21 protein-coding genes are annotated in these 24,695 nt (G+C 35.2%); 10 read left to right on the top strand and 11 right to left on the bottom strand.

Translation table 11 applies throughout. The features are described 5' to 3' along the window. Positions 1-68 precede the first annotated feature (68 nt). Entirely contained in the window at positions 69-578 is a 510-nt protein-coding gene (locus DWY01_RS02135) for a hypothetical protein (RefSeq protein ID WP_117992688.1), read from the top strand. Here DWY01_RS02135 and DWY01_RS02130 read toward each other — a convergent pair. The 6 genes from DWY01_RS02130 to DWY01_RS02110 all read right to left on the bottom strand — a co-directional run bounded on the left by DWY01_RS02130 (position 575) and on the right by DWY01_RS02110 (position 6,558). Next, complete coding sequence (locus tag DWY01_RS02130; RefSeq protein ID WP_199519832.1) at positions 575-805, bottom strand: hypothetical protein; 231 nt, start codon at positions 803-805, stop codon at positions 575-577. The genes DWY01_RS02135 and DWY01_RS02130 overlap by 4 nt on opposite strands. A gap of 26 nt (positions 806-831) precedes the next feature. After that, positions 832-963, bottom strand: coding sequence for a hypothetical protein (locus DWY01_RS11860; RefSeq protein WP_256372077.1), 132 nt, complete (start codon positions 961-963; stop codon positions 832-834). A gap of 116 nt (positions 964-1,079) precedes the next feature. Beyond that, entirely contained in the window at positions 1,080-1,376 is a 297-nt protein-coding gene (locus tag DWY01_RS11640) for a hypothetical protein (protein WP_199519831.1), read from the bottom strand. Positions 1,377-1,572: 196 nt separating this feature from the next. Further along, entirely contained in the window at positions 1,573-4,329 is a 2,757-nt protein-coding gene (locus DWY01_RS02120) for a transporter substrate-binding domain-containing protein (protein WP_199519830.1), read from the bottom strand. Positions 4,330-4,546: 217 nt separating this feature from the next. Then, the gene (locus DWY01_RS02115; protein ID WP_117992685.1) at positions 4,547-4,837 is read right to left on the bottom strand and encodes a hypothetical protein; all 291 of its coding nucleotides are present in this window, start codon (positions 4,835-4,837) and stop codon (positions 4,547-4,549) included. Continuing rightward, the gene (locus tag DWY01_RS02110; RefSeq protein WP_117992684.1) at positions 4,834-6,558 is read right to left on the bottom strand and encodes a DUF5696 domain-containing protein; all 1,725 of its coding nucleotides are present in this window, start codon (positions 6,556-6,558) and stop codon (positions 4,834-4,836) included. Before DWY01_RS02110 ends, DWY01_RS02115 begins: the two co-directional genes overlap by 4 nt. Positions 6,559-6,633: 75 nt before the next feature. On the opposite strand from DWY01_RS02110, the gene DWY01_RS02105 reads away from it, so the two are divergent. Next, a complete protein-coding gene (locus tag DWY01_RS02105; protein ID WP_117992683.1) occupies positions 6,634-8,184 on the top strand; it encodes an AAA family ATPase in 1,551 nt (516 codons plus the stop codon). On the opposite strand, the gene DWY01_RS02100 is transcribed toward DWY01_RS02105, so the two are convergent. The 4 genes from DWY01_RS02100 to DWY01_RS02085 are packed head-to-tail and all read right to left on the bottom strand — an operon-like array spanning position 8,181 to position 11,704. Next, positions 8,181-9,482 (bottom strand): alpha-amylase family glycosyl hydrolase, encoded by a 1,302-nt coding sequence (locus tag DWY01_RS02100; RefSeq protein ID WP_117992682.1) that lies wholly within the window; start codon positions 9,480-9,482, stop codon positions 8,181-8,183. The two genes, DWY01_RS02105 and DWY01_RS02100, sit on opposite strands and share 4 nt — an antisense overlap. 6 nt (positions 9,483-9,488) lie before the next feature. Next, positions 9,489-9,974, bottom strand: a complete 486-nt coding sequence (gene ybaK, locus DWY01_RS02095) for a Cys-tRNA(Pro) deacylase (protein ID WP_117992681.1) — start codon at positions 9,972-9,974, stop codon at positions 9,489-9,491. Then, positions 9,971-10,528 (bottom strand): ANTAR domain-containing response regulator, encoded by a 558-nt coding sequence (locus tag DWY01_RS02090; protein ID WP_117992680.1) that lies wholly within the window; start codon positions 10,526-10,528, stop codon positions 9,971-9,973. The genes ybaK and DWY01_RS02090 overlap by 4 nt, the downstream gene beginning before the upstream one ends. A 6-nt stretch (positions 10,529-10,534) precedes the next feature. Continuing rightward, positions 10,535-11,704 carry a glutamine synthetase family protein gene (locus tag DWY01_RS02085; RefSeq protein ID WP_117992679.1) on the bottom strand — a complete coding sequence of 390 codons (1,170 nt, stop codon included), beginning with the start codon at positions 11,702-11,704 and terminating at the stop codon, positions 10,535-10,537. 196 nt (positions 11,705-11,900) lie between these two features. Between DWY01_RS02085 and DWY01_RS02080 the strand changes: the two genes are divergently transcribed. The 8 genes from DWY01_RS02080 (at position 11,901) to DWY01_RS02045 (ending at position 24,327) form a co-directional block, all read left to right on the top strand. Next, on the top strand, positions 11,901-13,991 hold the full coding sequence (locus tag DWY01_RS02080) for a glutamine synthetase III (RefSeq protein ID WP_117992678.1): 2,091 nt from the start codon (positions 11,901-11,903) through the stop codon (positions 13,989-13,991). 42 nt (positions 13,992-14,033) lie between these two features. After that, positions 14,034-15,617 (top strand): asparagine synthase B, encoded by a 1,584-nt coding sequence (asnB, locus tag DWY01_RS02075; RefSeq protein ID WP_117992677.1) that lies wholly within the window; start codon positions 14,034-14,036, stop codon positions 15,615-15,617. Positions 15,618-15,633: 16 nt separating this feature from the next. Next, a complete protein-coding gene (gltB, locus tag DWY01_RS02070; RefSeq protein WP_117992676.1) occupies positions 15,634-20,091 on the top strand; it encodes a glutamate synthase large subunit in 4,458 nt (1,485 codons plus the stop codon). A gap of 16 nt (positions 20,092-20,107) precedes the next feature. Then, on the top strand, positions 20,108-21,562 hold the full coding sequence (locus tag DWY01_RS02065; RefSeq protein WP_117992675.1) for a glutamate synthase subunit beta: 1,455 nt from the start codon (positions 20,108-20,110) through the stop codon (positions 21,560-21,562). 61 nt (positions 21,563-21,623) lie between these two features. Further along, the gene (locus DWY01_RS02060) at positions 21,624-22,619 is read left to right on the top strand and encodes a S1C family serine protease (protein WP_117992674.1); all 996 of its coding nucleotides are present in this window, start codon (positions 21,624-21,626) and stop codon (positions 22,617-22,619) included. A gap of 150 nt (positions 22,620-22,769) precedes the next feature. Further along, complete coding sequence (locus DWY01_RS02055; RefSeq protein WP_117992673.1) at positions 22,770-23,405, top strand: ECF transporter S component; 636 nt, start codon at positions 22,770-22,772, stop codon at positions 23,403-23,405. Between the two features lie 68 nt (positions 23,406-23,473). Then, on the top strand, positions 23,474-24,019 hold the full coding sequence (locus tag DWY01_RS02050; protein WP_117992672.1) for an NUDIX hydrolase: 546 nt from the start codon (positions 23,474-23,476) through the stop codon (positions 24,017-24,019). 23 nt (positions 24,020-24,042) lie between these two features. Then, complete coding sequence (locus DWY01_RS02045; RefSeq protein WP_117992671.1) at positions 24,043-24,327, top strand: HU family DNA-binding protein; 285 nt, start codon at positions 24,043-24,045, stop codon at positions 24,325-24,327. A 162-nt stretch (positions 24,328-24,489) separates the two neighbouring features. Here DWY01_RS02045 and DWY01_RS11760 read toward each other — a convergent pair whose 3' ends face one another. Next, positions 24,490-24,651, bottom strand: coding sequence for a hypothetical protein (locus DWY01_RS11760; RefSeq protein WP_243001941.1), 162 nt, complete (start codon positions 24,649-24,651; stop codon positions 24,490-24,492). Positions 24,652-24,695: the final 44 nt, after the last annotated feature.

Raw genomic sequence — 24,695 nt, 5'->3', positions numbered from 1 at the left:
AAGCATTAAAATTTAAAATTTATCTATTTTATGAGTCCTTTTTCTTGACATAGTACCAGATGCGCGTGATGCCTTTGATTGAAACTCCAAGAAATGGTGAGCTTGAATCTTTAAATCAATCGAGTAAAGCTTGTTACTTGAACATCAAGTATTTAGAAGACATGCTAAATGTGATTCATCAAAAGATTGACTATCTCGATAATGATCTTCACTATACAGATATTCAAATCATGGACAAACAAAAAGACATTGATTATAGCGTTCTTTGTATTTATGAAACGCAACAAAAGATTGATATGCAAATGTTAATGGATGCACCAACTGTATTCTCTAAATACAGAGTGAATCTTGAAGATATGGTTACGCTACAAGAAAAAAAGAATAGTTTTGATCACCAGCTAAATCAAGAACGTCTTGAATTAGAAAGCTTAAGAAAAGAAGCCAAGGAAAAATCAAATGAGCTTGATCGATATCGTAATCTTAAACAATATGTTGAAAATCAATTGAGTTCCAATAAAACTGCCATCTGTGAATATCAACATATCAAAAAGTCTAGAAACACACAAAAGCCCCTTTAATTAGGAGCTTTTTGTTCTTTAAGACGTTCTAAACACTCTTCAACATCCTCTTCATACTCATCAAAGCTTGTATAGACTAGCACATTTCCATATTTTGCAACCCTATCCAAATCCCAAATAGAATTCTTCCATTCCCTTTGAAGCGTGAATAAATAGTCTTTTTCCGAATTATAATCATATTGATTGATGCCGAAACGATTATCCGGATCATATTTTTCAGCCCACATATCCTGCATCACCATTCTAGTGATTTCTAATCTTTGCAAGTGGAATAATCATATTGATTTACATGAAACTGATTCTTAGGATTATACTTCTCAGCCCAACCATCCTGACGCAACATTTTACCAATCGCAAACCCCAATATTCTTTTTCTACTAATCATAATCCTAAATTCCTTTTATTCAATTATACACAAAAAAGCCGCCATATTATAGGCGACTCAATTATCAACTTCATTTTGTACTTAAAAGCATCATTTGTTTTAATTCTAGAAAGCGACTATTTCAATAACTCCATAATTTCATCTTCACTCTTCGACAATGACTTAGAAATAAGCTCTAAACTCATCCCATTTGCAAGCATCACTTGAATCATTTGTTTTATCTCTTGATCTTTTTCTTCTACTTTCTTTTCAGCCTCTTCTTTTTCTTTTTGAACTTCTTTCATTTGTCTTTGAGTTTCTTCAAGTTCAAGCTGTCGTTCCATACGCTCTTCATTTTCATGTAGTTTTTGAAAATCTTCTATTATTTTCTTCCAACGATCATCCGATATGGTTTCTACACGCTTCTCTAACATTTGATTCACCCCATCCTTCTCTATCATCATCTTTATTTTAATATCAATTTGTTAAATCATCGTTTCCTGTTCATGTCTTCAAGCGGTTTATTTAAATCTACTTTTGACATTTCTATTGTACTTAACTTCATACGATCCTGACTTTCTTCTACAAAAGATAAACATTGTTCATTCCTTAATGTGAATGAGATAGACTCTAGCTTTTCTGTTTATTTATTATATTCGTTAACACCACAAACAAATCTTCAATATTGATTGGTTTTGCGATATGACCATCCATACCAACATCTATCGCTTTTTTCCTATCTTCCTCAAACGCATTGGCCGTTATTGCAACAATAGGTATACATGCTTTTGCCTTGTCTTGTAAGTTTCTAATTTCACACGTAGCTTTATATCCATCCATTTTAGGCATTTGAATATCCATTAAAATGAAATCATATGTACCACATGGATTTTCTATGACTTTATTCACACACTCAATACCATTCTTTACACGATCTACAAAAAGTCCTGCACGCTCTAATATGGTTTGTGCAATCTCGGCATTTAAATCATTATCCTCAGCCAAAAGAATATGTTTACCATTAAAAATTGTATTATCAACATCACAATTCTCTTCTTGTTTATTCAAATAATATTTTTCATCCGCCATTTTATATTTCAACGTGACAATAAACATACTCCCCTTACCAAGAACACTCTTCACATCAATTGTACCACCAAGAAGATCCACATATTTCTTTACAATGGCCATACCAAGACCTGTACCACTAATTTTACTGGATGTCATTCTTTCTCTTGAAAAAGATTCAAAAATCTTCTCCAAATACTCCTGACTCATACCAATACCCGTATCCATAATGCTTGTACGAACAATCATACATCCAGGCTCATCACATGAAAGCTCATCCACATTCACTTCAATAGAACCATTTGAAGGTGTATATTTAACGGCATTACTTAAAATATTCACAAAAATTTCTTCAACCTTTGTCACATCGGCCATGACATGTTTATGCTCAACATTAAAAGTGTAGCTCACATGAATATTCTTTTTCTTCGCCTCATCCTCAAACATTTCAAACAATCTTTGTCTTATATCCTCAATATTCACATAGTTTTCATCCAATTCCATATGACCACTTTCTATGCGTGCCATATCTAATACGTTATTAATAATTGATAAAAGAATATTGCCTGCCTTTTGAAGTTTATTTAAATGTTCTAAAACCTTAGGCAAATCATTATCTTTCAACTCATTCTTCATAAGTTCAGAATAGCCCAAAATCGCATTCATAGGCGTACGAATATCATGCGATACATTATGCAGAAATTGCGTTTTGGCAAGATTTGCCTCCTTAGCACTCGCCTCTGCTCGCCTTGCCTTTCTTAAAAGTAGAAGAATTACAATAATAATACTAAAGCCTAAAATAAGAACAACAGCCAAATGATCTTTTAAAAAACCATAAAAAGTCATTTTATAAGCTGTACTATCATACATCGCAATCGCACTTGTCAACATATCCGAAGGCATAGCCTTTATCGTCTTATTCAATATGGATAATAGTGTTGCCTGCCCATCTTCTACCCCAAAACAAGCCTCCATTGTCTTTGTCAAAGAAATAATTTTAAAATTCTTATTACCATCAAATTTCAATACCTGACTCGATCCCTTGATAAAACAATCTACTTTACCATCAACAACCATATTCGCCCCATCCTCAATCGAATCACAATCCACGAGTTTCCAATGCGGATAGTTATACGCAATATGTTGTTTTAAAGCTACCTTGTTTTTCGGTACAGCTACCACATATGAATCATTCTCATTAAAATCTTCCTTATTTGTAACGGCAATCAAATTATACGTCCAAGCCGTATTCGAAAGTGCATACCCCGTCTTTTCGGCAACATTTGAATTTCGACTCGCATAATAAATCACATCAATCTCTTTATTCTGTAAAGCCTCAATCATTTTGTCATAATCATCAAAAGCCTGTATATCAAATTTTAATGTATGATTCCCCAAACAATCTTTGGCATACGAAATATATTCAGGCAGTGAACCACGAATCTCTCCACTCTTTTTGTCCATTGAAAACACAACAGGATCATTATCTAAAAATCCAATTCGAATACCACCATGCTCTTCTAACCATGACTTTTCAACACCTGTTAAAATTTGCGTATAATCCAAAGTAAAATATTTCTTATACAAATCCGCCTTGAAAAAAGGACTATCACTATCCAACTGGCGCATCGCATAATCCAATTCTTGTTTAATATCACTACGCTCTTTATTGATTGCAAAATATATATCAGACTTTCCAATTGTAGTTACACTAGAAATCCCTCTTTCAGACCAAATTGACTCTTCTAAAGACACAAAACAATCAATCTCATTATTCGCCAATTTCATTTTTACATCCTCATTACCACTTACATTCACATGCTCAGTATGAATACCATACTTATTCTCCCATTCTGTAAGCATATATTCAGGCTTAGCACCTTTAAGCACACCTATACGCTTTCCATCCAAGGACTTAAAATCCGAAGGCACAATATCCATATCCGATAAATTCGCATACAAAACATACTTCTCATCACCCATGGATTCCTCAGAAAATAACATTTCTTTAGCACGATCATCCGTATACGCAATATCACCCATGATATCAATCTCACCATTTTCAAGCTTCTCGAAACAGTTTGACCAATCACACTTCACATACTCAAATTTCCAACCCGTATATCCAGCCAAAGCCTGCATTAATTCATAACCATAACCACGCCTTACACCATGATCATCCACATAATTAAATGTATCTTCAAAAGATCCCACACGAATCGTCTTCTGTGTCTCATCCGCCAAACAAGGCATGCACATAGATAAAACCACTAAAATGATTGTGCATAACGCAGCTAATCTTTTCCCTTTTTTAAACATATTATTTCTCCATATCCATTTGTTAATAGTATATTTTATTTCACAAGATTCAGTCAATAAAACGAAATTATTTTTTAATAAAATCTAACCAATTTACACAATTCATAAAAAAAGAGGAAGAGACCCGCAGGTTCTTCCCCGCCTGTAGGCTTCGCAAGTTTCTACAGAACGATCACTAAATCAAGTTTACGTTATCTCAAATATTGAGTCAATACATTTAATCTACATTATCTACTAATCTGTCTAAAACCAACTCATTACCTTTATATTTGAAAACATATTGCTTGTTTAAATCTTTATTCTTTAATGAAAACCACACTTCACCATCCGACTGCATTGTAATCGCATCTACATAATATGCTTCATCCTCTATTTGATCATTTGCACTTTTGATCAATTCCTCATCTGAATATGGTATTGAAGTTTGAACTTCTTTTGTTTGCCTAAGCTCAGGTTGAGCTTGTGTACAACCCGTTAATAATAATAAAACTAAAACGAATATTCTCATAAAATTCTATACGTATTCTCCTTTGTGTTGATGTCGATTGTGATATTATTACTGAATGTAGTCTGTTGAACATGATCATTGATGATTCTATGTTCTAGCATCTCTTCATTTTTTACAAGTTGATAGAACTTTAACACTGTATTAGCCCTATCTATACATTCTTGAATCGAAAGACCATCACTTCCAAAATTACCATCCACATTATCATAAGGCGCATTTCTTACCACATAAGGAATACCACCATTCAGTAACGCATACAACATGTAGTCTTCTTGCTTTTTATCCATTGGCCAAGGCAAAATGAAACAATCATGATATACAAGATTAAATAAAGGTACAGGTATACCCATTCTTTTCGCATTTTCATCTTTCATCATAAACTCATAAGGACCATAATGTGAAAATACAAGTTCTCGCATTGCCCAATCACTACACTCTTCACTTGAAGGAATGATTCCCTTTGAAATCATATATTGAAAACAAGCCCTTCTATATTCCATACACTCTTTTCTTGTCATCAAATGTTCAGGATTAAAACACTCATCCATTTCATTACAAGAAAATACATCCAAATACACGCAATCCAAGTTGATATGGTTTAAGATTTCAGTGTAGTTACGTTTTACATACTTCGGTGCAAGACTTGCACACAAGTAGTTCTGTCTTCCCCCAGCCCAATTGGCATGCTCATACACTACACCATCCTCTAATTGAATAGCTTCATTTTCATTATGTGTTTTAGCCGTATAGTAATAATCACGATACTGATCATGTAAACCAAATAAATCATTTTGAGAACTTAAACTATCCTGTAAATTCTTTAAACCAGCCCAGCCACCAGCTTTTATACATGCAGGCAAATAATCCGGATGACAATTGTCGTAGCCAGGATCTCCCCAGCCATCCAAATGAAGATACAGTTTGTTTGAACCTAATTCATGAAGCCTTTGAATCATCTCTTTTACCGAATCAAAAGAATGAATCACATCCTCTTGCCCACTATAAAAACGTGAATCCTTTTCCGTATGCGCCTTAATACCCGTATGTACAACAGCACACTGTTGAAGATCTGATATTTTATGAAGATTTACTTCCTTCTCCTTTAAAGACTTAAACAAACCACTCTCTTTAACATAATCACGATACACCTTACATGCACGATTATAATCCATATTACTTTCAAAAGAATATCGTACAACACGCTTATATCGCATCTTACCTAAACTTGTTAACCACACAAATTGAAGTCGAGTTCCCTTGTCATCATGATCAATTGTATATTTAGAATCCCAAGGCGTTTCATTGATTGCGATATACCCTTTTCCATTATTGGTTTGACTAAGCCAAGGCATATAGGCCGCACAACTTGTAAACTGACCATCAAAGGCAATATGACTATAATCATAATCATATCTATTCGGAATCAATAACCCCTGCATATAAGGAATGGTTGAATACCCATCCTTATCTTCACACACAAAACTATCTGGAAAATGAACCTCTTTAATATTCTCATCCACTTTGGGAATCCACTCAAAATAATAATGATTCGTACTATTTTCTTTCCAAATATATGTATCAAAATACTTATACGTATTATAAGTACCCTTACCTAAGCCAGTCACTCTTTCTTCGGATGAAATGAAATCATCCCTAAAATTTATTTTTTGATCATCCTTCGTTATATAAAACGAATCATGATTACGTATCCAATTTTCCATATACAAATACCTCAATGTCTTTTTAATTATAACACAATAAATATGTTATAATATTTTAAGAAAGTTGGTGCAACTATGGGCATTTATTTAAATCCAGATAGTAATCGATATGAAAGATTGTGCAACAGTCCCATTTTTGTAGATAAATCATTATTGATTGAATACACAAATCAGATTATCAACACTGAAAACAATTGTATCTGTGTATCTCGACCAAGACGATTCGGGAAAAGTACAGATGCGAATATGTTGGTAGCTTATTATTCAAAGGGTACAAATTCAAAAGACTTGTTTAATACATTAAATATCAATCACTGTCCTTCTTTTCTTGAACATTTAAACAAGCACAATGTGATTCATTTAAACATACAAGACTTTTTAAGTACCACAAATTCAATTGATGAAATGCTTGTGAAAATCAATCGAATGATTTTAAAAGACTTGAAATTTGAATTTAAAGATGTCATAACTGAAACCGGAATCATTGATGCATTCAATGAAGTCTATGCGTATACAAAAAACAAATTTATCTTTATTATTGATGAATGGGATTGTATCTTTAGAGAATTCAAAGAAGACAAAACTGCACAAGAAGCATATTTAGATTTCTTAAGGAGCCTTTTAAAAGATAAGAATTATATTGAAATGTGTTACATGACAGGAATATTACCAATCAAAAAATACGGAACTCACAGTGCCTTAAATATGTTTGATGAAATATCTATGACACAATCAAAGCCACTGGCAAACTACATGGGATTTACCGAAAAAGAAGTATCGAATTTATGTCAAAAACACAATGTAGATTATCAAAAAATGAAAGATTGGTATGATGGGTACCATATGACAGATACCATTTCAACTTTTTCGCCAAGATCTGTAGTTGCAGCTATTTCAAAACATGATTTTTCAAATTATTGGACTAAAACCGAATCTTTTGAAGCTTTAAAAATATATATCGATTTAAACTTTGATGGACTAAAAGACAATATTATTCAAATGCTGGCAAGAAAAGAAGTATATATCGACACATCTTCATTTGAAAACGATATGTCCACATTTGGTTCAAAAGATGATGTTCTTACATTACTGATTCATTTAGGATATTTGGGATACAACCAAAAAGATCAAACATGCTACATTCCAAATAAAGAAGTCATGGACTCATTCTTTACATCCATTAAAAATTCAGATTGGAACGCGACCACTAAAGCCATTCAAAATTCACGAAACTTATTAGATGCTACGTTTAATATGAATGAAACAAAAGTAGCTGATTATATTGAACAAGCCCATCTAGAAACCAGCCACATTCAATATAATGATGAAAATGCTTTAAGCTATACAATTGATCTTGCCTACTATGCCGCAAGAGATCACTATACTGTGATTCGAGAACTACCAACCGGTAAAGGATTTGCGGATCTAGCCTTCATTCCTAAAACAGATAAGCCAGCCATATTAGTTGAATTAAAATGGAACCAAGATGTAAATACAGCTATTGCACAAATCAAAGAAAAAAAGTATCCATCTGTTTTAGAAAAATACAAAGACAACTTATTACTCGTCGGAATTACGTACGACAAAAAAACAAGAAAACACATATGCAAAATCGAGCGACTTTAATCGCTCGATCTTTTTAATATTCTTATTTCATAAGGCTTGAACTCAAGTGCATTATCAATATGTACTTCTTCATTCGTTTCAATATCGATAAAATTACCATTTCCATTAAAACCTAATGTTTGAGCTTCATTCTTCATATTCATACAAATCCATAGACATTCCTTTTCATCTTGTCTTTGATAAATACAAGCCGTGTTCGTGATACCAATCTGTGTATAATCTCCATAGGATAAGGCTGAATGATGATGTTTCAGGTTGATTAACTTTTTGATTATATCCGTTAACTCATTCCACTCAAACACTTTGATTTCTGGTCTAAGCTGGGTATCATTCCAGTTCTTTTTACCTTCCATACCCCATTCACTGCCATAATAGATACATGGAATACCTGGCATAGTAAACAACATCGTATAAATTAAAGGCAATTGGTTTGTATCCTCTAGAATCGATGCAACTCTTTCTACATCGTGATTATCGACAAAGTTAAATAGATGCTTACCTGTATATAAACACCATGGATCCTTGCCAAATTGACGATTCAATGAATATAAAATTTCATAGAAGTTTGATGAATTAAAACTTGAATATAATCCTTTATAACACTCATAATTCGTAACCGAATCCAACATGTTCTCATTCATCCACTGATTATAGTCACCATGTAACGTTTCTCCAAGTAAAAAGAAATCTCTATCAACATGATTGTGTAATGTTTGAAGGAAATTCTTATCTAGACAATACGCAACATCTAATCTTAAACCATCGATTTTAAATTCTTCTCTCCAAAAATCCACTACATTTAAAATGTAATTCACAACATCTTGATTTTGAAGATTCAGCTTTACTAAAATGTCATTGCCTTCCCAATCCTGATACCAGAAGCCATCATTGTAGTGATTGTTTCCATTAAAATCAATATAGAACCAGTCTTTATATGGCGAATCCCACTTCTTCTCTAATACATCCTGAAACGCAAAGAAATCACGTCCCACATGATTAAATACGGCATCTAAAATGATTTTAATACCATTATCATGAAATTTATCTACAACTTCCTTTAAATCCTCATTGGTGCCAAGTCTTGTATCTAATGTTTTAAAATCCGTTGTATCATAACCATGCGTACGACTTTCAAAGATTGGATTCAATAGGATACAATCCACTTTTAATTTCTTTAAATGTGGAATAAATTCCTCCAGCTTATGAATTCTATGTTCTAAAACATGATCATTTTCAAATGGTGCTCCACAAGCCCCAAAAGGATAGATTTGATAAAATACACTCTCATTTGCCCACATACTATGTTACTCCTTTATGATATCTACAGCTTGCACTTGAATTAAATCCATCAATGTCTTGGGATCCATTTCAATCTGCATACCAATCTTACCTGCACTAAAATAGATCTTATCCTGATTTAATGCATCCTCATACATAAAGGTGCGAAACTGCTTCTTCATCCCTAAAGGAGAACAACCGCCACGAATATAACCCGTAATCTTATTAATATCCTTCACATGGATCATCTCACACGATTTGACTCCTGCTACTTTTGCACACTTCTTTAAATCCAGTTCCCTTTCCACTGGAAGCATATACACCAAAAATTCTTTTGTGTTTGCCTGTGTAACTAATGTCTTATACACCGCATCCACTGGCTGATGTAACATATTCGCAACATGCACACCATCCACTGGATCCCCCTCTTTATGATCATACGTATGCGCTACATAATCCACCTTATGCTGATCTAGAAAACGCATTGCATTTGTTTTTTGAATCTTTTTCATTGTGAAAACTCCTCTAACAATTCCTTTGCCACCAAGAACTTCGTTTTATTTTGCTCCATCGCCATTTTTTCAATATAGTGATGCGCCTTTTCCTCGCTCCAATGATAATTCGAAATCAAAATCAGCTTACAATGATCCACCATTTTCAACTCCAAATATTTCTGCTCTAAGCTTGTAATTTTCTTTTCATACTTCAAAATCTTCTCTTGCATACTTTTCAAGACAAGTAGAGCCTGAAGCAATACCTCCTTCTTGATGGGATACGACAAAACTATTATACCACTATCTTTACATTGATATAAAACTTGATCATAAATATCCTTTTTACAAATTAGACAAACACCCATATTCCTTGTGATTGCGATACTTTTCGCAAAATTTAAAATAGCACTATTTCCCGTATACAATATAACCACATAATCAAATTGAGTCTCTCTTAGCTTATTTAAGGCATCATTATGCGTTGATGAAAGCACATAATGCATGTGGGCAGTATTCTTTAATAAAGTTAAGAAATTCTCATTTCCAAGCACTAAAACTTTATTAACCTCCATAAGCCATTACCCAACATAGATATCCACTACATCTTTTCCTAAAATATTTCTTAACCACTCAGATTCACTAGCTTTTCTTTTTGCCTCTTTTAAGTCCTGAGGAAGTCTTTTCAAATCATTCGTCGTAACATCCGTACATGGAATTGTTTCCAATTTCTTTTCAATCCCTTCAAGACCCGCACAAATCAAAAGGGCATAGGCCAAATAAATATTACAGCTACAATCCGGACTTCTTAATTCAATACGACTCGTACTATGCGTTGCCGGAATACGAATCAATTGATTTCGATTTTGGTAGGACCACGAAATATATTGTGGCGCCTTATCCTTACCTAATCGTTTATATGAATCTTTTATCGGATTTAGAAACAAAGTCATCTCCTCAGTACGATTTAAGATACCCGCCATAAAAGGCATCATCAACTCTTCATGGTTTTCAACACTCATATTAATATGCATACCATTACCCGGCTGATCATTAATCGGTTTTGGTGAAAAATCCGCAACCAAGCCCTGCATATTCGCAATCGCTTGTACGACCCATTTAAAAGTAGCCGCATTATCCGCTGCCTGTAAAGCACTCGAATAACGAAAATCAATTTCATTTTGACCATGCCCCATCTCATGATGCGAAACCTCCGGATCAATACCCATTTCAGATAAAGTCAAACAAATTTCTCTACGAACATTTTCCCCCTTATCCAAAGGCGCAATATCCATATAACCCGCCTGATCCAATGGAATATAAGTATTCTCTCCATTTTCATCCTGCTTAAATAAATAGAATTCGAATTCCGAACCAAAATTGACACTGATTCCCATCTCTTTCGCTTTATTGACTGCTTTCTTTAATATATAACGCACATCCCTTTCAAATGGCGTTCCATCCGGATATTTAATATCACAATACATACGAATAACACTGCCATCCATACTGCGCCATGGCAAGATACTCATAGTGTTTGGATCGGGATATAAAAATAGATCACTATTCACTTCATCTAAAAAGCCATCGATGGCACTCGCATCAAAGCTAATCCCTTCTGTAAAGGCACGTTTTAATTCGGATGGTAAAACCGATACATTTTTTTGTATACCATAAATGTCAAAGTAAGAAAGACGAATAAATCGTACGTCTTGTTCTTCACAAAATTCAATCACATCTTCATAAGTCATAATATTCACCTCGAATAATTAATACACTATTTTCATGTTGTTTTCAATGATTTTTACATTTTTACAATTTCCTGTTGACAACTCAAAATATCCGCATATAATTATGTCCATACATGGCAAGGACGCCAATAAAACAGAGGAATTTACCTCATGTTTTTCGTGTCCTTGCCCTTTTTTTATGAAAAGGAGAGCCATTATGAAATCGATCGTAGAAGAAATTTTTGGAAGTAAAGTATTTGACGAATCCGTCATGCGAGAAAAGCTCGCAAAGGATACCTATCGCGAATTAGAAAAGACTATTCGTGATGGAAAACAATTGAATATAAAAATTGCGAATGCCGTAGCCCACGCCATGAAGGAATGGGCCATCGAACAAGGTGCAACACACTATACCCATTGGTTCCAGCCAATGACAGGTGTTACAGCTGAAAAGCACGATGGCTTTATCAATCCAGACAAAGATGGCAAAGTCATTATGGAATTCAGTGGTAAAGAATTAATCAAAGGTGAACCCGACGCATCCAGCTTTCCAAATGGAGGTTTAAGAGCCACATTTGAAGCCAGAGGATATACGGCATGGGACCCAACAAGCTATGCCTTCATCAAAAACGGCGTACTATGTATTCCTACCGCATTCTGCTCTTACTCAGGACATGCCCTAGATAAGAAAACACCACTATTAAGAAGTATGCAGGCTATTAATAAACAAGCCCTACGTATTGTGAAATTATTTGGACATGATGATGTACATACAATCAAAACAACCGTAGGACCAGAACAAGAATATTTCTTAGTCGATCAAAAATATTACGAACAAAGAAAAGACTTGATCTATACAGGACGTACACTATTTGGTGCACCATGCCCTAAAGGACAAGAATTAGAAGATCACTATTTTGGAACTATCAAAACACGTGTTCAAGAATTCATGACCGATTTAAATAAGGAACTATGGAAATTGGGTATCTTGGCAAAAACAGAACACAACGAAGTAGCTCCAGCCCAACATGAATTAGCACCTATCTTTACAACGACAAACATTGCGACAGACCACAACCAACTAACAATGGAATTGATTCAACGTGTCGCAAAGAAACATGGATTAGTTGCCTTGTTGCACGAAAAACCATTTGAAGGAATCAACGGAAGTGGTAAACACAACAACTGGTCTTTATCAACAGATACAGGTCTAAACCTATTAGAACCAGGCGACACACCACATGAAAACGCGCAATTCTTAGTCTTCCTTACAGCTATTATCAAGGCAGTAGATGAACATCAAGATCTATTAAGATTAAGTGTTGCGACAGCTGGAAATGATCATCGTTTAGGTGCAAACGAAGCACCTCCTGCCATTATCTCAATCTTCTTAGGTGATGAATTAACGGCTGTTTTACAAGCAATCGAAGCCGATAAACCATATGATGGAAAAGAAAAAGAATTAATGAAGATTGGTGCTACGGTTCTTCCTAAATTCCCTAAAGATTCTACAGACCGTAACCGTACTTCTCCATTCGCATTTACCGGAAATAAATTTGAATTCAGAATGCCAGGATCAAACTCTAGCATTGCCGGATGCAACATTGTATTAAATGCTGTTATTGCGGATGAATTAGAAAAATTTGCGAACATCCTTGAAGGTGCAGATGATTTTGAAACAACATTACACGCTTTAATTAAGGATACAATCAAAAACCACAAACGCATTATCTTCAATGGCAATGGTTATGATGATTCTTGGATTGAAGAAGCTGAAAAACGCGGCTTATTAAATCTAAAAACAACACCAGATGCACTTCCATACTTTAAAACAGAAGAAAACATTGAATTGTTTGAAAGACAAAAAGTCTTATCAAAAGAAGAAGTGGAATCTCGTTATGAAATCTTGATGGATGAATATGAAAAGGAAATCAATATTGAAGCCTTGACTATGTTAGATATCGCAAAGAAAGATATCTTACCTGCCGCAAGTAAATTCTCTAGAGAATTAACAGATACTATTGCCAATAAAAAAGCCATTGGCATTGACTTAACATATGAGCTTGAAACAGCGAAGAAAGTAAGTGAAGCCTTAACGGAAGCTTATCAAGCTATGGTTACATTAGAAAAGGATGTTGAAAAACTACATGCGATCGATGATGTTGAAAAATCAGCCTTCTATGTACGTGACTTCATTATCCAGGATATGGCTGCATTAAGAAAACCATGTGACGAATTAGAGGTTGTTACATCAAATGAAGATTGGCCATTCCCAACATATGGAAAATTATTATTCGGAATTCTATAAACCGGCACTTGCCGGCTTTTCCGTTCTAAGGAGATGTAATTTATGTGTACAATTATTGGATATAAATCATTAAAAATTAGTAAAGATACAATACATAAAGCTTTAGAAAGCACATATTCCAGAGGTCCAGACGATGAAAGAATTCAAATCGTAGGATGTGGCTATCTTGGCTTTCAAAGACTATCCATTATGGGACTAAGCCCAGAGGGCATGCAGCCCTTTAATCGAAATGGAAACTCAGTCGTATGTAACGGTGAAATCTATGGCTTTCGAAAATTAAAAGAAGAACTCGAAAAGGATGGCTATACCTTTATTTCACAAAGTGATTGTGAAATTCTTTTACCACTCTATGAAAAATACGGCTTAGACATGTTTAAAAAACTAGATGCCGAATACGCCTGCATTATTTATGATGCCAAGAAAAACGATTTTATTGCCGCTCGTGATCCCATTGGCATCCGTCCATTATTTTATGGCTATGATAAAAACCATAATATTGTATTCGCTTCAGAAGCAAAGAATATTGTTTCAATTGTTGAACAAATTCTTCCCTTCCCTCCAGGATACTATTATGCCGATGGTAAATTCACTTGTTACTTGGATATTACGAAGGTAAATAAAGTTGTAGATTCAGATTTAGAAACGATCTGTTCTAACATTCACGATAAATTAGTAGAATGTGTTAAAAAACGTCTAGATGCCGATGCGCCACTTGGTTTTCTATTAAGCGGTGGCTTAGACTCCAGCTTAGTTTGTGCCATCAGCCAAAAGTTATTAAACAAACCCATTGAAACCTATGCGATTGGTATGGAGAAAGATGCGATTGATTTAAAATATGCCAAAGAGGTCGCTGACTTTATTGGCAGTAACCACCATGAAATTATTATCAATAAAGAAGATGTCTTACATGCCATTAAACCCGTCATTAAAACTTTGGCAACCTTTGACATCACCACAATTCGCGCAAGTATTGGTATGTATCTCATCTGTAAAGCCATTCATGAACAAAGTAACATTCGCGTATTACTAACTGGAGAAATCAGCGATGAATTATTCGGCTATAAATATACCGACTTTGCTCCAAGCCCAGATGCATTCCAACAAGAAAGTGTAAAACGAGTACATGAATTGTATATGTATGATGTTTTAAGAGCCGACCGATGCATTTCCGTTAATTCCATCGAGGCTCGTGTTCCCTTTGGAGATTTAGACTTTGTCAAATATGTCATGTCGATTGATCCTGAAAAGAAAATGAATACATACAACAAAGGAAAATATTTACTTCGTCATGCGTTTGAAAAGGATGAAATTTTACCTTATGACATTTTGATGCGTGAAAAAGCCGCCTTCTCCGATGCAGTAGGACACTCATTGAGTGATGACATTAAAGAATATGCTGAAAATTATTATTCCGATTCTGACTTTGAAGAAAAAATAAAGAAATACAAATACTGTACTCCATTCACAAAAGAATCCCTATTATATCGAGAGATTTTTGAATCCTACTATCCAAATCAAGCGAGTATGATCAAAGATTTCTGGATGCCAAACAAGAACTGGGAAGGATGTAACGTCAACGATCCAAGTGCTCGATATTTATCAAACTATGGAGACAGCGGAAAATAGAAGGGTTGTGTAAACTATGAATTTTGAAATTGAACACGATGCCTGCGGTATTGGTACCGTAGTCCAAATCGATGGGAAACAAAGCTATGACGTCGTCGATAAAGCATTGCACATTGTTGAAAAGCTAGAACATAGAGCTGGAAAAGATGCCAGCGGAAAAGTTGGAGATGGTGTTGGTATCCTTCTTCAAATCAGTCATGATTTCTTTCATGCCACACTGAAAAAGGAAGGCACAAAACTTCCCGAACATTATGGCATTGGAATGTTTTTCTTACCTCGCAAAAAGCTTTTATTAAACCAACACAAAAAAATGTTTGAAAAATTTGTAGAACAGGAAGACTGCAAATTTATCACTTGGAGAAAAGTTCCTTGTAACGAATCCATCCTTGGTCAAAAAGCCAAGGATTGCATGCCAAATATCTATCAGGCCTTTATTGAACGACCAGAAAATATTACAAGTGATGCGGATTTTGACAAAATTTTATATGTGATTCGACGCGAATTTGAAAAAAGCTGCAAAGAAACCTATGTAGCTAGCTTAAGCAGTCGTACCATTGTCTATAAAGGAATGTTTCTCGTATCCCAATTAAGAAACTTTTATCCAGATCTTCAAGACAAAAACTATAAATCCGCTATTGCGATCGTACACTCACGTTTCTCTACCAATACCACACCATCTTGGCAAAGAGCGCATCCCAACCGTTTTATTGCCCACAATGGTGAAATCAACACCATCCGTGCCAACGTCAACAAGATGTTAGCGCGTGAAGAAAGCATGCACTCTTCCTTCTTAGATAAAAATTCAAGTAAGATCCTACCAATCATCAATACCTCAGGATCCGATTCTGCCATGTTGGATAATGCCCTTGAATTTTTAGTTATGAATGGCATGCCACTTGAAAAAGCCATTATGATTCTTATTCCAGAACCATGGAAACACCAAGATATGGACCAAAAGAAAAAGGATTTTTATCACTACTACGCCACAATGATGGAGCCATGGGATGGCCCAGCCGCTATTCTATTTAGTGATGGAGAAAAAGTAGGAGCCGTTCTTGATCGTAACGGACTAAGACCTAGTCGTTATTATCTTACAAACGACAACATGTTGATTTTATCGAGTGAAGTCGGCGTCTTAGATTTAGATGAAACAAAGATCATCAAAAAATCAAGATTGGAACCAGGCAAGATGTTACTTGTGGATACAAAGAAAAAAGAATTGATTGAAGATTACGATCTAAAAAACGAGTATGCGAATTCAAATCCATATGGAGAATGGCTAGACACCTATCTATTACACCTTCAAGACTTGCCAGCTCCGGATAAGAAAACACACATCCACTCTCAACCAGAAAGAGACATTTTATATAAAGTCTTCGGATATACCTACGAAGATGTAAAAGACATCATTTTACCAATGGCACGCGTCAAGCTTGAACCAACAAGTGCGATGGGTACCGATATTCCTTTGGCAATTTATTCCCAAAATCATGTAAGCTTATTCCATTACTTTAAACAACTATTCGCCCAAGTAACCAACCCACCAATTGACTCTTTACGTGAAGAAGTTGTCACAGATACAACAATCTATATTGGAAGTGATGGAAACCTATTAAAGGATCAATCCAACAACTGTACAGTCTTAGAGGTCAACAATCCAATTTTGACATCTCGTGACATGGATAAGATTCGACAGTTAAACCAGCCTGGCTTTAAAAATGCCACAATCTCCTTATTGTTCTATCGTGGTTCATCTTTAAAGGAAGCCTTAGACAATTTATTTATTGAATGTGACAAAGCATACCGCAATGGCGCAAATATTTTAATTCTTTCTGATAAAGGTGTAGATGAAGGTCATATGGCTATTCCAAGCCTATTGGCTGTATCTGCCTTAGAACAGCATTTAGTAAAAACCAAAAAGAAAACTGATGTATCCATTATCGTAGAATGTGGTGAACCAAGAGATGTACACCAGTTCGCAACGCTTTTAGGCTATGGAGCAACCGCTATTTATCCATATTTAGCTCATGAATGCATTGAAGAAATGATTCAGTTAAATATGTTAGATAAAGAAGTCAATATTGCGATTGATGATTATAACGAAGCCATTTTAAAGGGTATCGTTAAGATTGCGGCTAAGATGGGTATTTCTACCCTTCAATCCTACCAAGGTGCACAAATTTTTGAAGCCATTGGAATCTCTAAAGAAGTCATTGACACTTACTTCACAAATACCATCAGTGAAGTAGATGGCATTACGCTAGAGGATATTGAAAAGGATTTGATCTATCACCATGATCGTGCCTACGATCCACTTGGACTTTCTTGTGATACAAGTCTAGACTCTATTGGCTTCCATAAACTAAGAAAGGGTGAAGGAAAAGAGGATCATTTATATTCACCTGAAACAATTGTGAAGCTTCAAAGGGCTACACAAAACAATGATTATGATTTGTTTAAGGAATATTCAAATGAATTAAACTCCAATCCTCAGAACCATCATTTAAGAAGTCAATTGCACTTTAAAAAGACAAGAGAAAGCATTCCATTATCTGAAGTGGAAAGTGAATATGAAATCGTTAAACGCTTTAAGACAGGTGCCATGAGCTATGGTTCCATTTCTGAAGAAGCCCATACATGTATGGCCATCGCCATGAATCGTTTGGGCGGTAAATCCAATTCGGGTGAAGGTGGCGAAAAACCAGAGCGTTTAGGTACAGAAAAGAACTCCGCTATTAAGCAGGTAGCTAGTGGACGTTTTGGCGTTACCGAAGAATACTTAGTCAGTGCTAAGGAAATTCAAATCAAAATGGCACAGGGCGCAAAACCAGGTGAAGGTGGACACTTACCAGGTAAAAAGGTCTATCCATGGATTGCGAAAACAAGATATTCTACACCAGGTGTATCTTTGATTTCCCCTCCTCCTCACCACGATATTTATTCTATTGAAGACTTAGCTCAATTGATCTATGACTTAAAGAATGCCAATCCACAAGCTCGAATCAGTGTAAAGCTAGTTTCAGAAGCAGGTGTTGGTACGATTGCCTCTGGTGTTGCCAAAGCCGGTGCTACTGTAGTCTTGATTTCAGGCTATGATGGAGGTACAGGTGCTGCTTCACAAAGCAGTATCCACCATGCGGGTCTTCCTTGGGAATTGGGTTTGGCACAAGCCCATCAAAACCTTGTTGAGAATGGTTTGAGAAGTCGTGTACTGATTGAGACCGACGGTAAATTAATGACGGGTAAAGATGTTGCGATCGCATGCTTACTTGGTGCTGAAGAGTTTGGCTTTGCGACTGCACCACTAGTTACGATGGGATGTATGATGATGCGTGTATGTAACTTGGATACATGTCCGTTTGGGGTTGCGACACAAAACCAAAAATTAAGAAAACGTTTCAAAGGAAAACCAGAATATGTCATGAACTTCATGTTGTTTATTGCTCGTGAATTAAGAGAAATCATGGCTGAGCTTGGCTATCACACAATTAATGAAATGGTGGGTCATACAGATAATCTTGAAGTAAATGAAGATGCGTCTTTGGATTATTCAAACATTTTGATGACACCACACAATATTCATTATGAGTCTAAAGATACGTATAACTTTGAATTAGATAAAACTGTGGATGTGAAGACATTGCTTCCTAAATTTGAGCCTTATTTCAAAGAGAAAAAACCACACTCTGAAACAATCGACATTTCAAGTACGGATCGTACAGTGGGAACAATTTTATCGAGTGAAGTCACAAAACAATTTAATAACACACTAAAGGACGATACATATACAGTTCATTGTAACGGTGGTGCCGGACAATCCTTTGGTGCTTTTGTACAAAAAGGAATTACTTTAGATGTACATGGTGATGCGAATGACTACTTTGGCAAGGGTTTGTCGGGTGGTAAATTGATTATTCAGCCAAAGAAAGAAGCACAATTTAAACCAAATGAAAATGTCATTATTGGTAATGTTGCATTATATGGAGCTACTAGTGGTGAAGCCTATATTCGTGGTATGGCTGGTGAGCGTTTTGCGGTTCGTAACTCAGGTGCTAAAGCCGTGGTTGAAGGTGTTGGAGATCATGGACTTGAATATATGACAGGTGGTACTGTTGTCATTTTAGGAAGAACGGGTAAAAACCTAGCTGCCGGAATGTCGGGTGGTATTGCGTATGTATATGATCCAAATCATGATTTATATATGCGTTTAAATAAGCAATTAGTCAATACATATGAAGTAACTGGCAAAGCCGATAAAGAAGTATTAGAAGAGCTTTTAAATAAGCACTATACATATACAGATTCAGATATAGCTAAAAAGATTTTGTCAAACTTAGATGATGAATTATCAAACTTTAAAAAGATTGTTCCAAAGGATTATGAAAAGGTCACAACTTTGATTCAAGAATTAAAGGCAAAGGGCTATCATGAAGATGAAGCAAGCCTAATGGCTTTTGAACAGGTACACGCATAGGAAAGGATGAAGGATTATGGGAAAACCAACAGGATTTTTAGATTATAAACGACAAGAGAATGAAGCCATTGAGCCGCTTAGTCGAATCACAAACTTTAATGAATTTCATCCTTTTTTAGATGAAGAAACCAGACGTAAACAGGGTGCGCGCTGCATGAATTGTGGCGTTCCCTTTTGTCAGTCGGCTATCAAATTAAAAAATATGGTGACAGGCTGTCCTTTACACAACTTGATTCCGGAATGGAATGATGAAATCTATAATGGCAACGATAAACGTGCTTTATCTAGATTATTAAAAACCAATCCATTCCCTGAATTTACAGGTCGTGTGTGCCCTGCTCTTTGCGAAAAAGCTTGTTTAAATGGATTAGACGGGGATTCTGTCACAATCAAGGAAAATGAATTATATACAATTGAAACAGCTTATAAAAACAATTGGATGACACCTTATGTGCCAACGGTTCGTTCAGATAAAAAGGTTGCGATCATTGGTTCAGGGCCTGCAGGACTTGCTCTTGCGCATGATTTAAATCATCGTGGCCATCATGTGACAGTTTTTGAAAAGGAAGATCGCATTGGTGGATTATTGATGTATGGTATTCCAAATATGAAATTGGAGAAGAATGTCATTCAAAGACGTTTAAATATTCTTCAAGCAGAGGGTATTCAATTTAAAACAGGTATTAATGTTGGAAAAGAAATTACTAAAAAAGAGCTTGAAAAAGAATTTGATGCGATTGTCTTTGCGACGGGTTCTAAAAAAGCCCGTGATTTACGTGTAAAGAATCGTGATTGTACAGGTATCTATTTTGCGGTGGATTATCTTACTAAGGCAACAAAGCATTTACTAAATAACACCGATGAAATCTCTGCCAAATATAAGCATGTTGTCATTGTTGGTGGTGGTGATACAGGAAATGATTGTGTCGGTACAAGTATTCGTCAGGGTTGTGCAAGTGTTATACAAATTGAAATGATGCCTAAAGCTCCAGATGAAAGATTAGAAAGCAATCCCTGGCCTGAATGGCCTAAGGTCTGTAAAATAGATTATGGTCAAGAAGAAGCCATTGCCGTCTTTAAAAAGGATCCTCGTATCTATGAAACCACAGTTAAGGAATGTATTTTAGATGAAAAGAAAAATTTGAAACAAATCAAGACAGTGAAAGTGCAATTTAAGGATGGTAATCTTGAAGAGATTAAGGGTACAGAACAAATCTTAGATTGTGACTTATTATTGATTGCAGCAGGATTTATTGGTGTGGAAGATGATATAAAATCTAAATTTAAACTTGAGGTCACACCAAGAAATGTCATTGTGACAGAACCAGATTCATATCATGTAAAGGACAAATACTTTGCGGCTGGTGATTGTCATAGAGGACAATCATTGGTTGTGTGGGCACTTCATGAAGGTAAGGAATGTGCCAAAGAGATTGATACGTATTTAATGGGTTATACAAATATGGAATAATTTAAACTTGTTTTAAGCTTTTCGATATATCCTTGTATTGTAAACAAGGAGGTATAAGGACATGAAACAAGAAATGCCAAGAATTCCAAATACAAACCATAAATTATTAAAGAAAGGATCAAAACTAATTTTAAGTGCAGCAACCTTTGGTGTTGTGGCAGCCGGATCTTTTCAAGGCGTAAATTATGTAGTTGATAATTTTAATAAGGAGAATACAACGGTTCAGAATACAAATGTAGTGAAAACTTCAAGTTCAACTACTTCAGATGTAAGTAAAGTAGCTCAAAACTGTATGCCAAGCATTGTAGCGATTACTAATGTATCTGTATCGGATGTACAAAATTATTTCAGTATGTATGGAAATAACTCAAGAAGTAATCCATTTACTCAACAAGAAAGTACAAGTGTTGGTAGTGGTGTTATTATCAATAATGAAAATGGTGAAATTGATATTTTGACAAACTACCACGTTATTGAAAATGCCAAGACCTTAACTTGTACATTAGTTGATAACTCGAATGTAGAAGCGACTGTAAAGGGCGTCGATAAAGATCGCGATTTAGCTGTGATTTCCATTAAGACAAAAGACTTAAGTGAAAGTACTTTAAAAGCTATTGCGGTTGCGACAATTGGCGATAGTGATAAACTGCAAGTCGGTGAACAAGTGGTTGCGATTGGTAATGCGTTAGGCTATGGCCAAAGTGTTACAACGGGTATTGTATCGGCGACAAATCGTAGTGTTTCAACAAGTTCAGACACAGATACATCAAAATCTTATATTCAAACCGATGCTGCAATCAATCCAGGAAACTCAGGTGGTGCCCTACTGAATATGAGTGGTGAGCTTATTGGCATAAACTCGGCAAAATTAAGTGATACAGATGTAGAAGGTATGGGCTATGCGATTGCGATCAGTGATGTCAAAGATTCAATCAATACAATGCTTCAAGGAAAAGATGTAAGTACATCTAGTAATACGCCTTCCTCTTCTTATTATCAACAAAATAATGAAGATGATGACAATGATTCTACATTTCCATTCGATTTTTGGAACTAAAACAGGACTTGATTCCTGTTTTTTTTTATAGTAAACTATTTAAGATGTTTTTTTTGTGGATATGGATCGCATGACCATAATCTATGTATGAAGACATCAATTTGATTAGTTACATCGTATTCTTAAAAAGAAACGAAAGTAGGAGGAAATATGAACAAATCAAAACTATCAGTACGCCAGATGTGCGTTTTGGCTTTATTTTTAGCCATCGAAATCATCATGTATTTAACACCAATTGGATACTTACGTATCAACGCATTAAGTGTTACATTAATGCACGTACCTGTAATTATCCTGGCTAGTACAATGGGACCTGCAGCCGGTGCTTTCTTAGGATTCGTATTTGGTTGTACTTCAGTAATTGGAGCTACAATGACACCTGGAATCACAAGCTTTGTCTTCTCCCCATTTATCACAGTTGGTGGTATTTCTGGTAACTTCTTTAGTTTAGTTATAGCTTTAGTTCCACGTATTTTATTAGGTGTTATCGCTGGCTATGTATTCCATTTTGCGAAAAAATACGCAAAGAATACGCCAGTCGCTGCAGGTATTGCAGCAGCTATTGCGACAGTATGCCACACAATCATGGTATTAGGATTGATCGTTATCTTATTCGGTCCTCAATATTCACAAGCTTTAGGTATTAGCCAAGCAGCACTAAACGGTGTAATGGCTGGTGTCATTGGAACAAATATGATTCCTGAAGTCATCGTAGCTGTTGTTTCAAATATGGCTTTAGCGACTGCATTAAGTTCAAGATACGTTGGAATTGCTCAACAAGCATAATCAATGAATAGTGTAACTTTGGTTGCACTATTTTTTTTGTTTGGATTATAATAACTTGGGTGATAAAAATGGATTTAAATTGGAAATTAAGTAAAACAGAACATATTGTACAAGATGAATGGATCGACTTTCGTAAAGAATCTTTTATTCTTCCAGACGGAAAGGAATTCTCCCCTTTCTATAATTATTCAAGAAGAAACTTCGTTGTGATTATCGCAAGAACAAAGGATGATAAATATATAACGGTAAAACAATTCAGACATGGGCTTAAAACTGTTACAACAGAATTTTGTGCGGGTGGCATTGAAGGAAGCGAACATGAAAGTGCCTTATTAGCAGCTAAACGTGAACTTGAAGAAGAAACAGGCTATGTATCTAATGACTGGAAACATATTTATACGATTCCTAGCAATCCTACAATAGCGGATAATTATGCGTATTTATATTATGCCGATAATTGTGAAAAAGTATCAAATCAACATCTAGATTCAACTGAATTTCTTGAGGTAAAAGAATATAGCGAGGATGAAATCAACAAACTTATCAAAAACAACGAATTTGTTCAACCAATTCATCTAATGGGTTGGCTTATGGTTAAAAATAGCGTATTATAGGGATGTAAAGGAGACTTATAAACATGGAAAAATTAACTAAAAAGGACATCATTTCAAGCATTGCCAAGGACTCTCATTTAACTAAAAAGGACATCACTGAAGTTGTAGACTTGGCACTTACACAAATCTTTGAAGGTTTAAGTGAAGGTAAAACAGTGGATCTTGCAGGATTTGGAAAATTTGAAATCACAGAAAGAAAAGCGAGAGAAGGATTTAACCCTTTAACGAAAGAAAAAATTCAAATTGAAGCTAGCAAATCTGTTAAGTTCAAAGTAGCCAAGGCATTAAAAGAAGCCGTAAATAGATAATATCAAGACAAAAAGCATCCCTAGAGATGTTTTTTTTTACTTGCTTGATCATCTTATATATATGTCTTAAATCATTATGAATTCTAGATCTATTTTTAAGAATAAAAAATGACTGAGTTAAATAGGATTCCTCATATTCGAGAAATCCTATTCTTTTGTTTATCATCCTATATTATCTTCCTTTTTCATTCCTAAATATTTTTCTCGAAGATACCACGCTTGTTCACTGGATATAATACCTTCTACTTCAAATATATTAATATTACTGTTTAACTCACACCAGTCGCAATCCCAGTCTAAACATTGTTTACCTTCTTTAATCAATCGACTCCTGCAACATACTTGGAAGTCCAACTTCTAAATATCCT

This window comes from Eubacterium sp. AF22-8LB, assembly GCF_003458715.1.
Classification (GTDB): domain Bacteria; phylum Bacillota_I; class Bacilli_A; order Erysipelotrichales; family Erysipelotrichaceae; genus Holdemanella.
Note: the sequence above shows the minus strand (reverse complement) of the source record. Positions and strands in the feature narration are given on the sequence as shown.

What these genes read in the sequence shown, in the direction of transcription:
- DWY01_RS02135 (WP_117992688.1), top strand. Translation starts at nt 69, where the DNA reads ATGCCTTTGATTGAAACTCCAAGAAATGGTGAGCTTGAATCTTTAAAT.
- DWY01_RS02130 (WP_199519832.1), bottom strand. Translation starts at nt 805, where the DNA reads ATGTGGGCTGAAAAATATGATCCGGATAATCGTTTCGGCATCAATCAA.
- DWY01_RS11860 (WP_256372077.1), bottom strand. Translation starts at nt 963, where the DNA reads ATGATTAGTAGAAAAAGAATATTGGGGTTTGCGATTGGTAAAATGTTG.
- DWY01_RS11640 (WP_199519831.1), bottom strand. Translation starts at nt 1,376, where the DNA reads ATGTTAGAGAAGCGTGTAGAAACCATATCGGATGATCGTTGGAAGAAA.
- DWY01_RS02120 (WP_199519830.1), bottom strand. Translation starts at nt 4,329, where the DNA reads ATGTTTAAAAAAGGGAAAAGATTAGCTGCGTTATGCACAATCATTTTA.
- DWY01_RS02115 (WP_117992685.1), bottom strand. Translation starts at nt 4,837, where the DNA reads ATGAGAATATTCGTTTTAGTTTTATTATTATTAACGGGTTGTACACAA.
- DWY01_RS02110 (WP_117992684.1), bottom strand. Translation starts at nt 6,558, where the DNA reads ATGGAAAATTGGATACGTAATCATGATTCGTTTTATATAACGAAGGAT.
- DWY01_RS02105 (WP_117992683.1), top strand. Translation starts at nt 6,634, where the DNA reads ATGGGCATTTATTTAAATCCAGATAGTAATCGATATGAAAGATTGTGC.
- DWY01_RS02100 (WP_117992682.1), bottom strand. Translation starts at nt 9,482, where the DNA reads ATGTGGGCAAATGAGAGTGTATTTTATCAAATCTATCCTTTTGGGGCT.
- ybaK (WP_117992681.1), bottom strand. Translation starts at nt 9,974, where the DNA reads ATGAAAAAGATTCAAAAAACAAATGCAATGCGTTTTCTAGATCAGCAT.
- DWY01_RS02090 (WP_117992680.1), bottom strand. Translation starts at nt 10,528, where the DNA reads ATGGAGGTTAATAAAGTTTTAGTGCTTGGAAATGAGAATTTCTTAACT.
- DWY01_RS02085 (WP_117992679.1), bottom strand. Translation starts at nt 11,704, where the DNA reads ATGACTTATGAAGATGTGATTGAATTTTGTGAAGAACAAGACGTACGA.
- DWY01_RS02080 (WP_117992678.1), top strand. Translation starts at nt 11,901, where the DNA reads ATGAAATCGATCGTAGAAGAAATTTTTGGAAGTAAAGTATTTGACGAA.
- asnB (WP_117992677.1), top strand. Translation starts at nt 14,034, where the DNA reads ATGTGTACAATTATTGGATATAAATCATTAAAAATTAGTAAAGATACA.
- gltB (WP_117992676.1), top strand. Translation starts at nt 15,634, where the DNA reads ATGAATTTTGAAATTGAACACGATGCCTGCGGTATTGGTACCGTAGTC.
- DWY01_RS02065 (WP_117992675.1), top strand. Translation starts at nt 20,108, where the DNA reads ATGGGAAAACCAACAGGATTTTTAGATTATAAACGACAAGAGAATGAA.
- DWY01_RS02060 (WP_117992674.1), top strand. Translation starts at nt 21,624, where the DNA reads ATGAAACAAGAAATGCCAAGAATTCCAAATACAAACCATAAATTATTA.
- DWY01_RS02055 (WP_117992673.1), top strand. Translation starts at nt 22,770, where the DNA reads ATGAACAAATCAAAACTATCAGTACGCCAGATGTGCGTTTTGGCTTTA.
- DWY01_RS02050 (WP_117992672.1), top strand. Translation starts at nt 23,474, where the DNA reads ATGGATTTAAATTGGAAATTAAGTAAAACAGAACATATTGTACAAGAT.
- DWY01_RS02045 (WP_117992671.1), top strand. Translation starts at nt 24,043, where the DNA reads ATGGAAAAATTAACTAAAAAGGACATCATTTCAAGCATTGCCAAGGAC.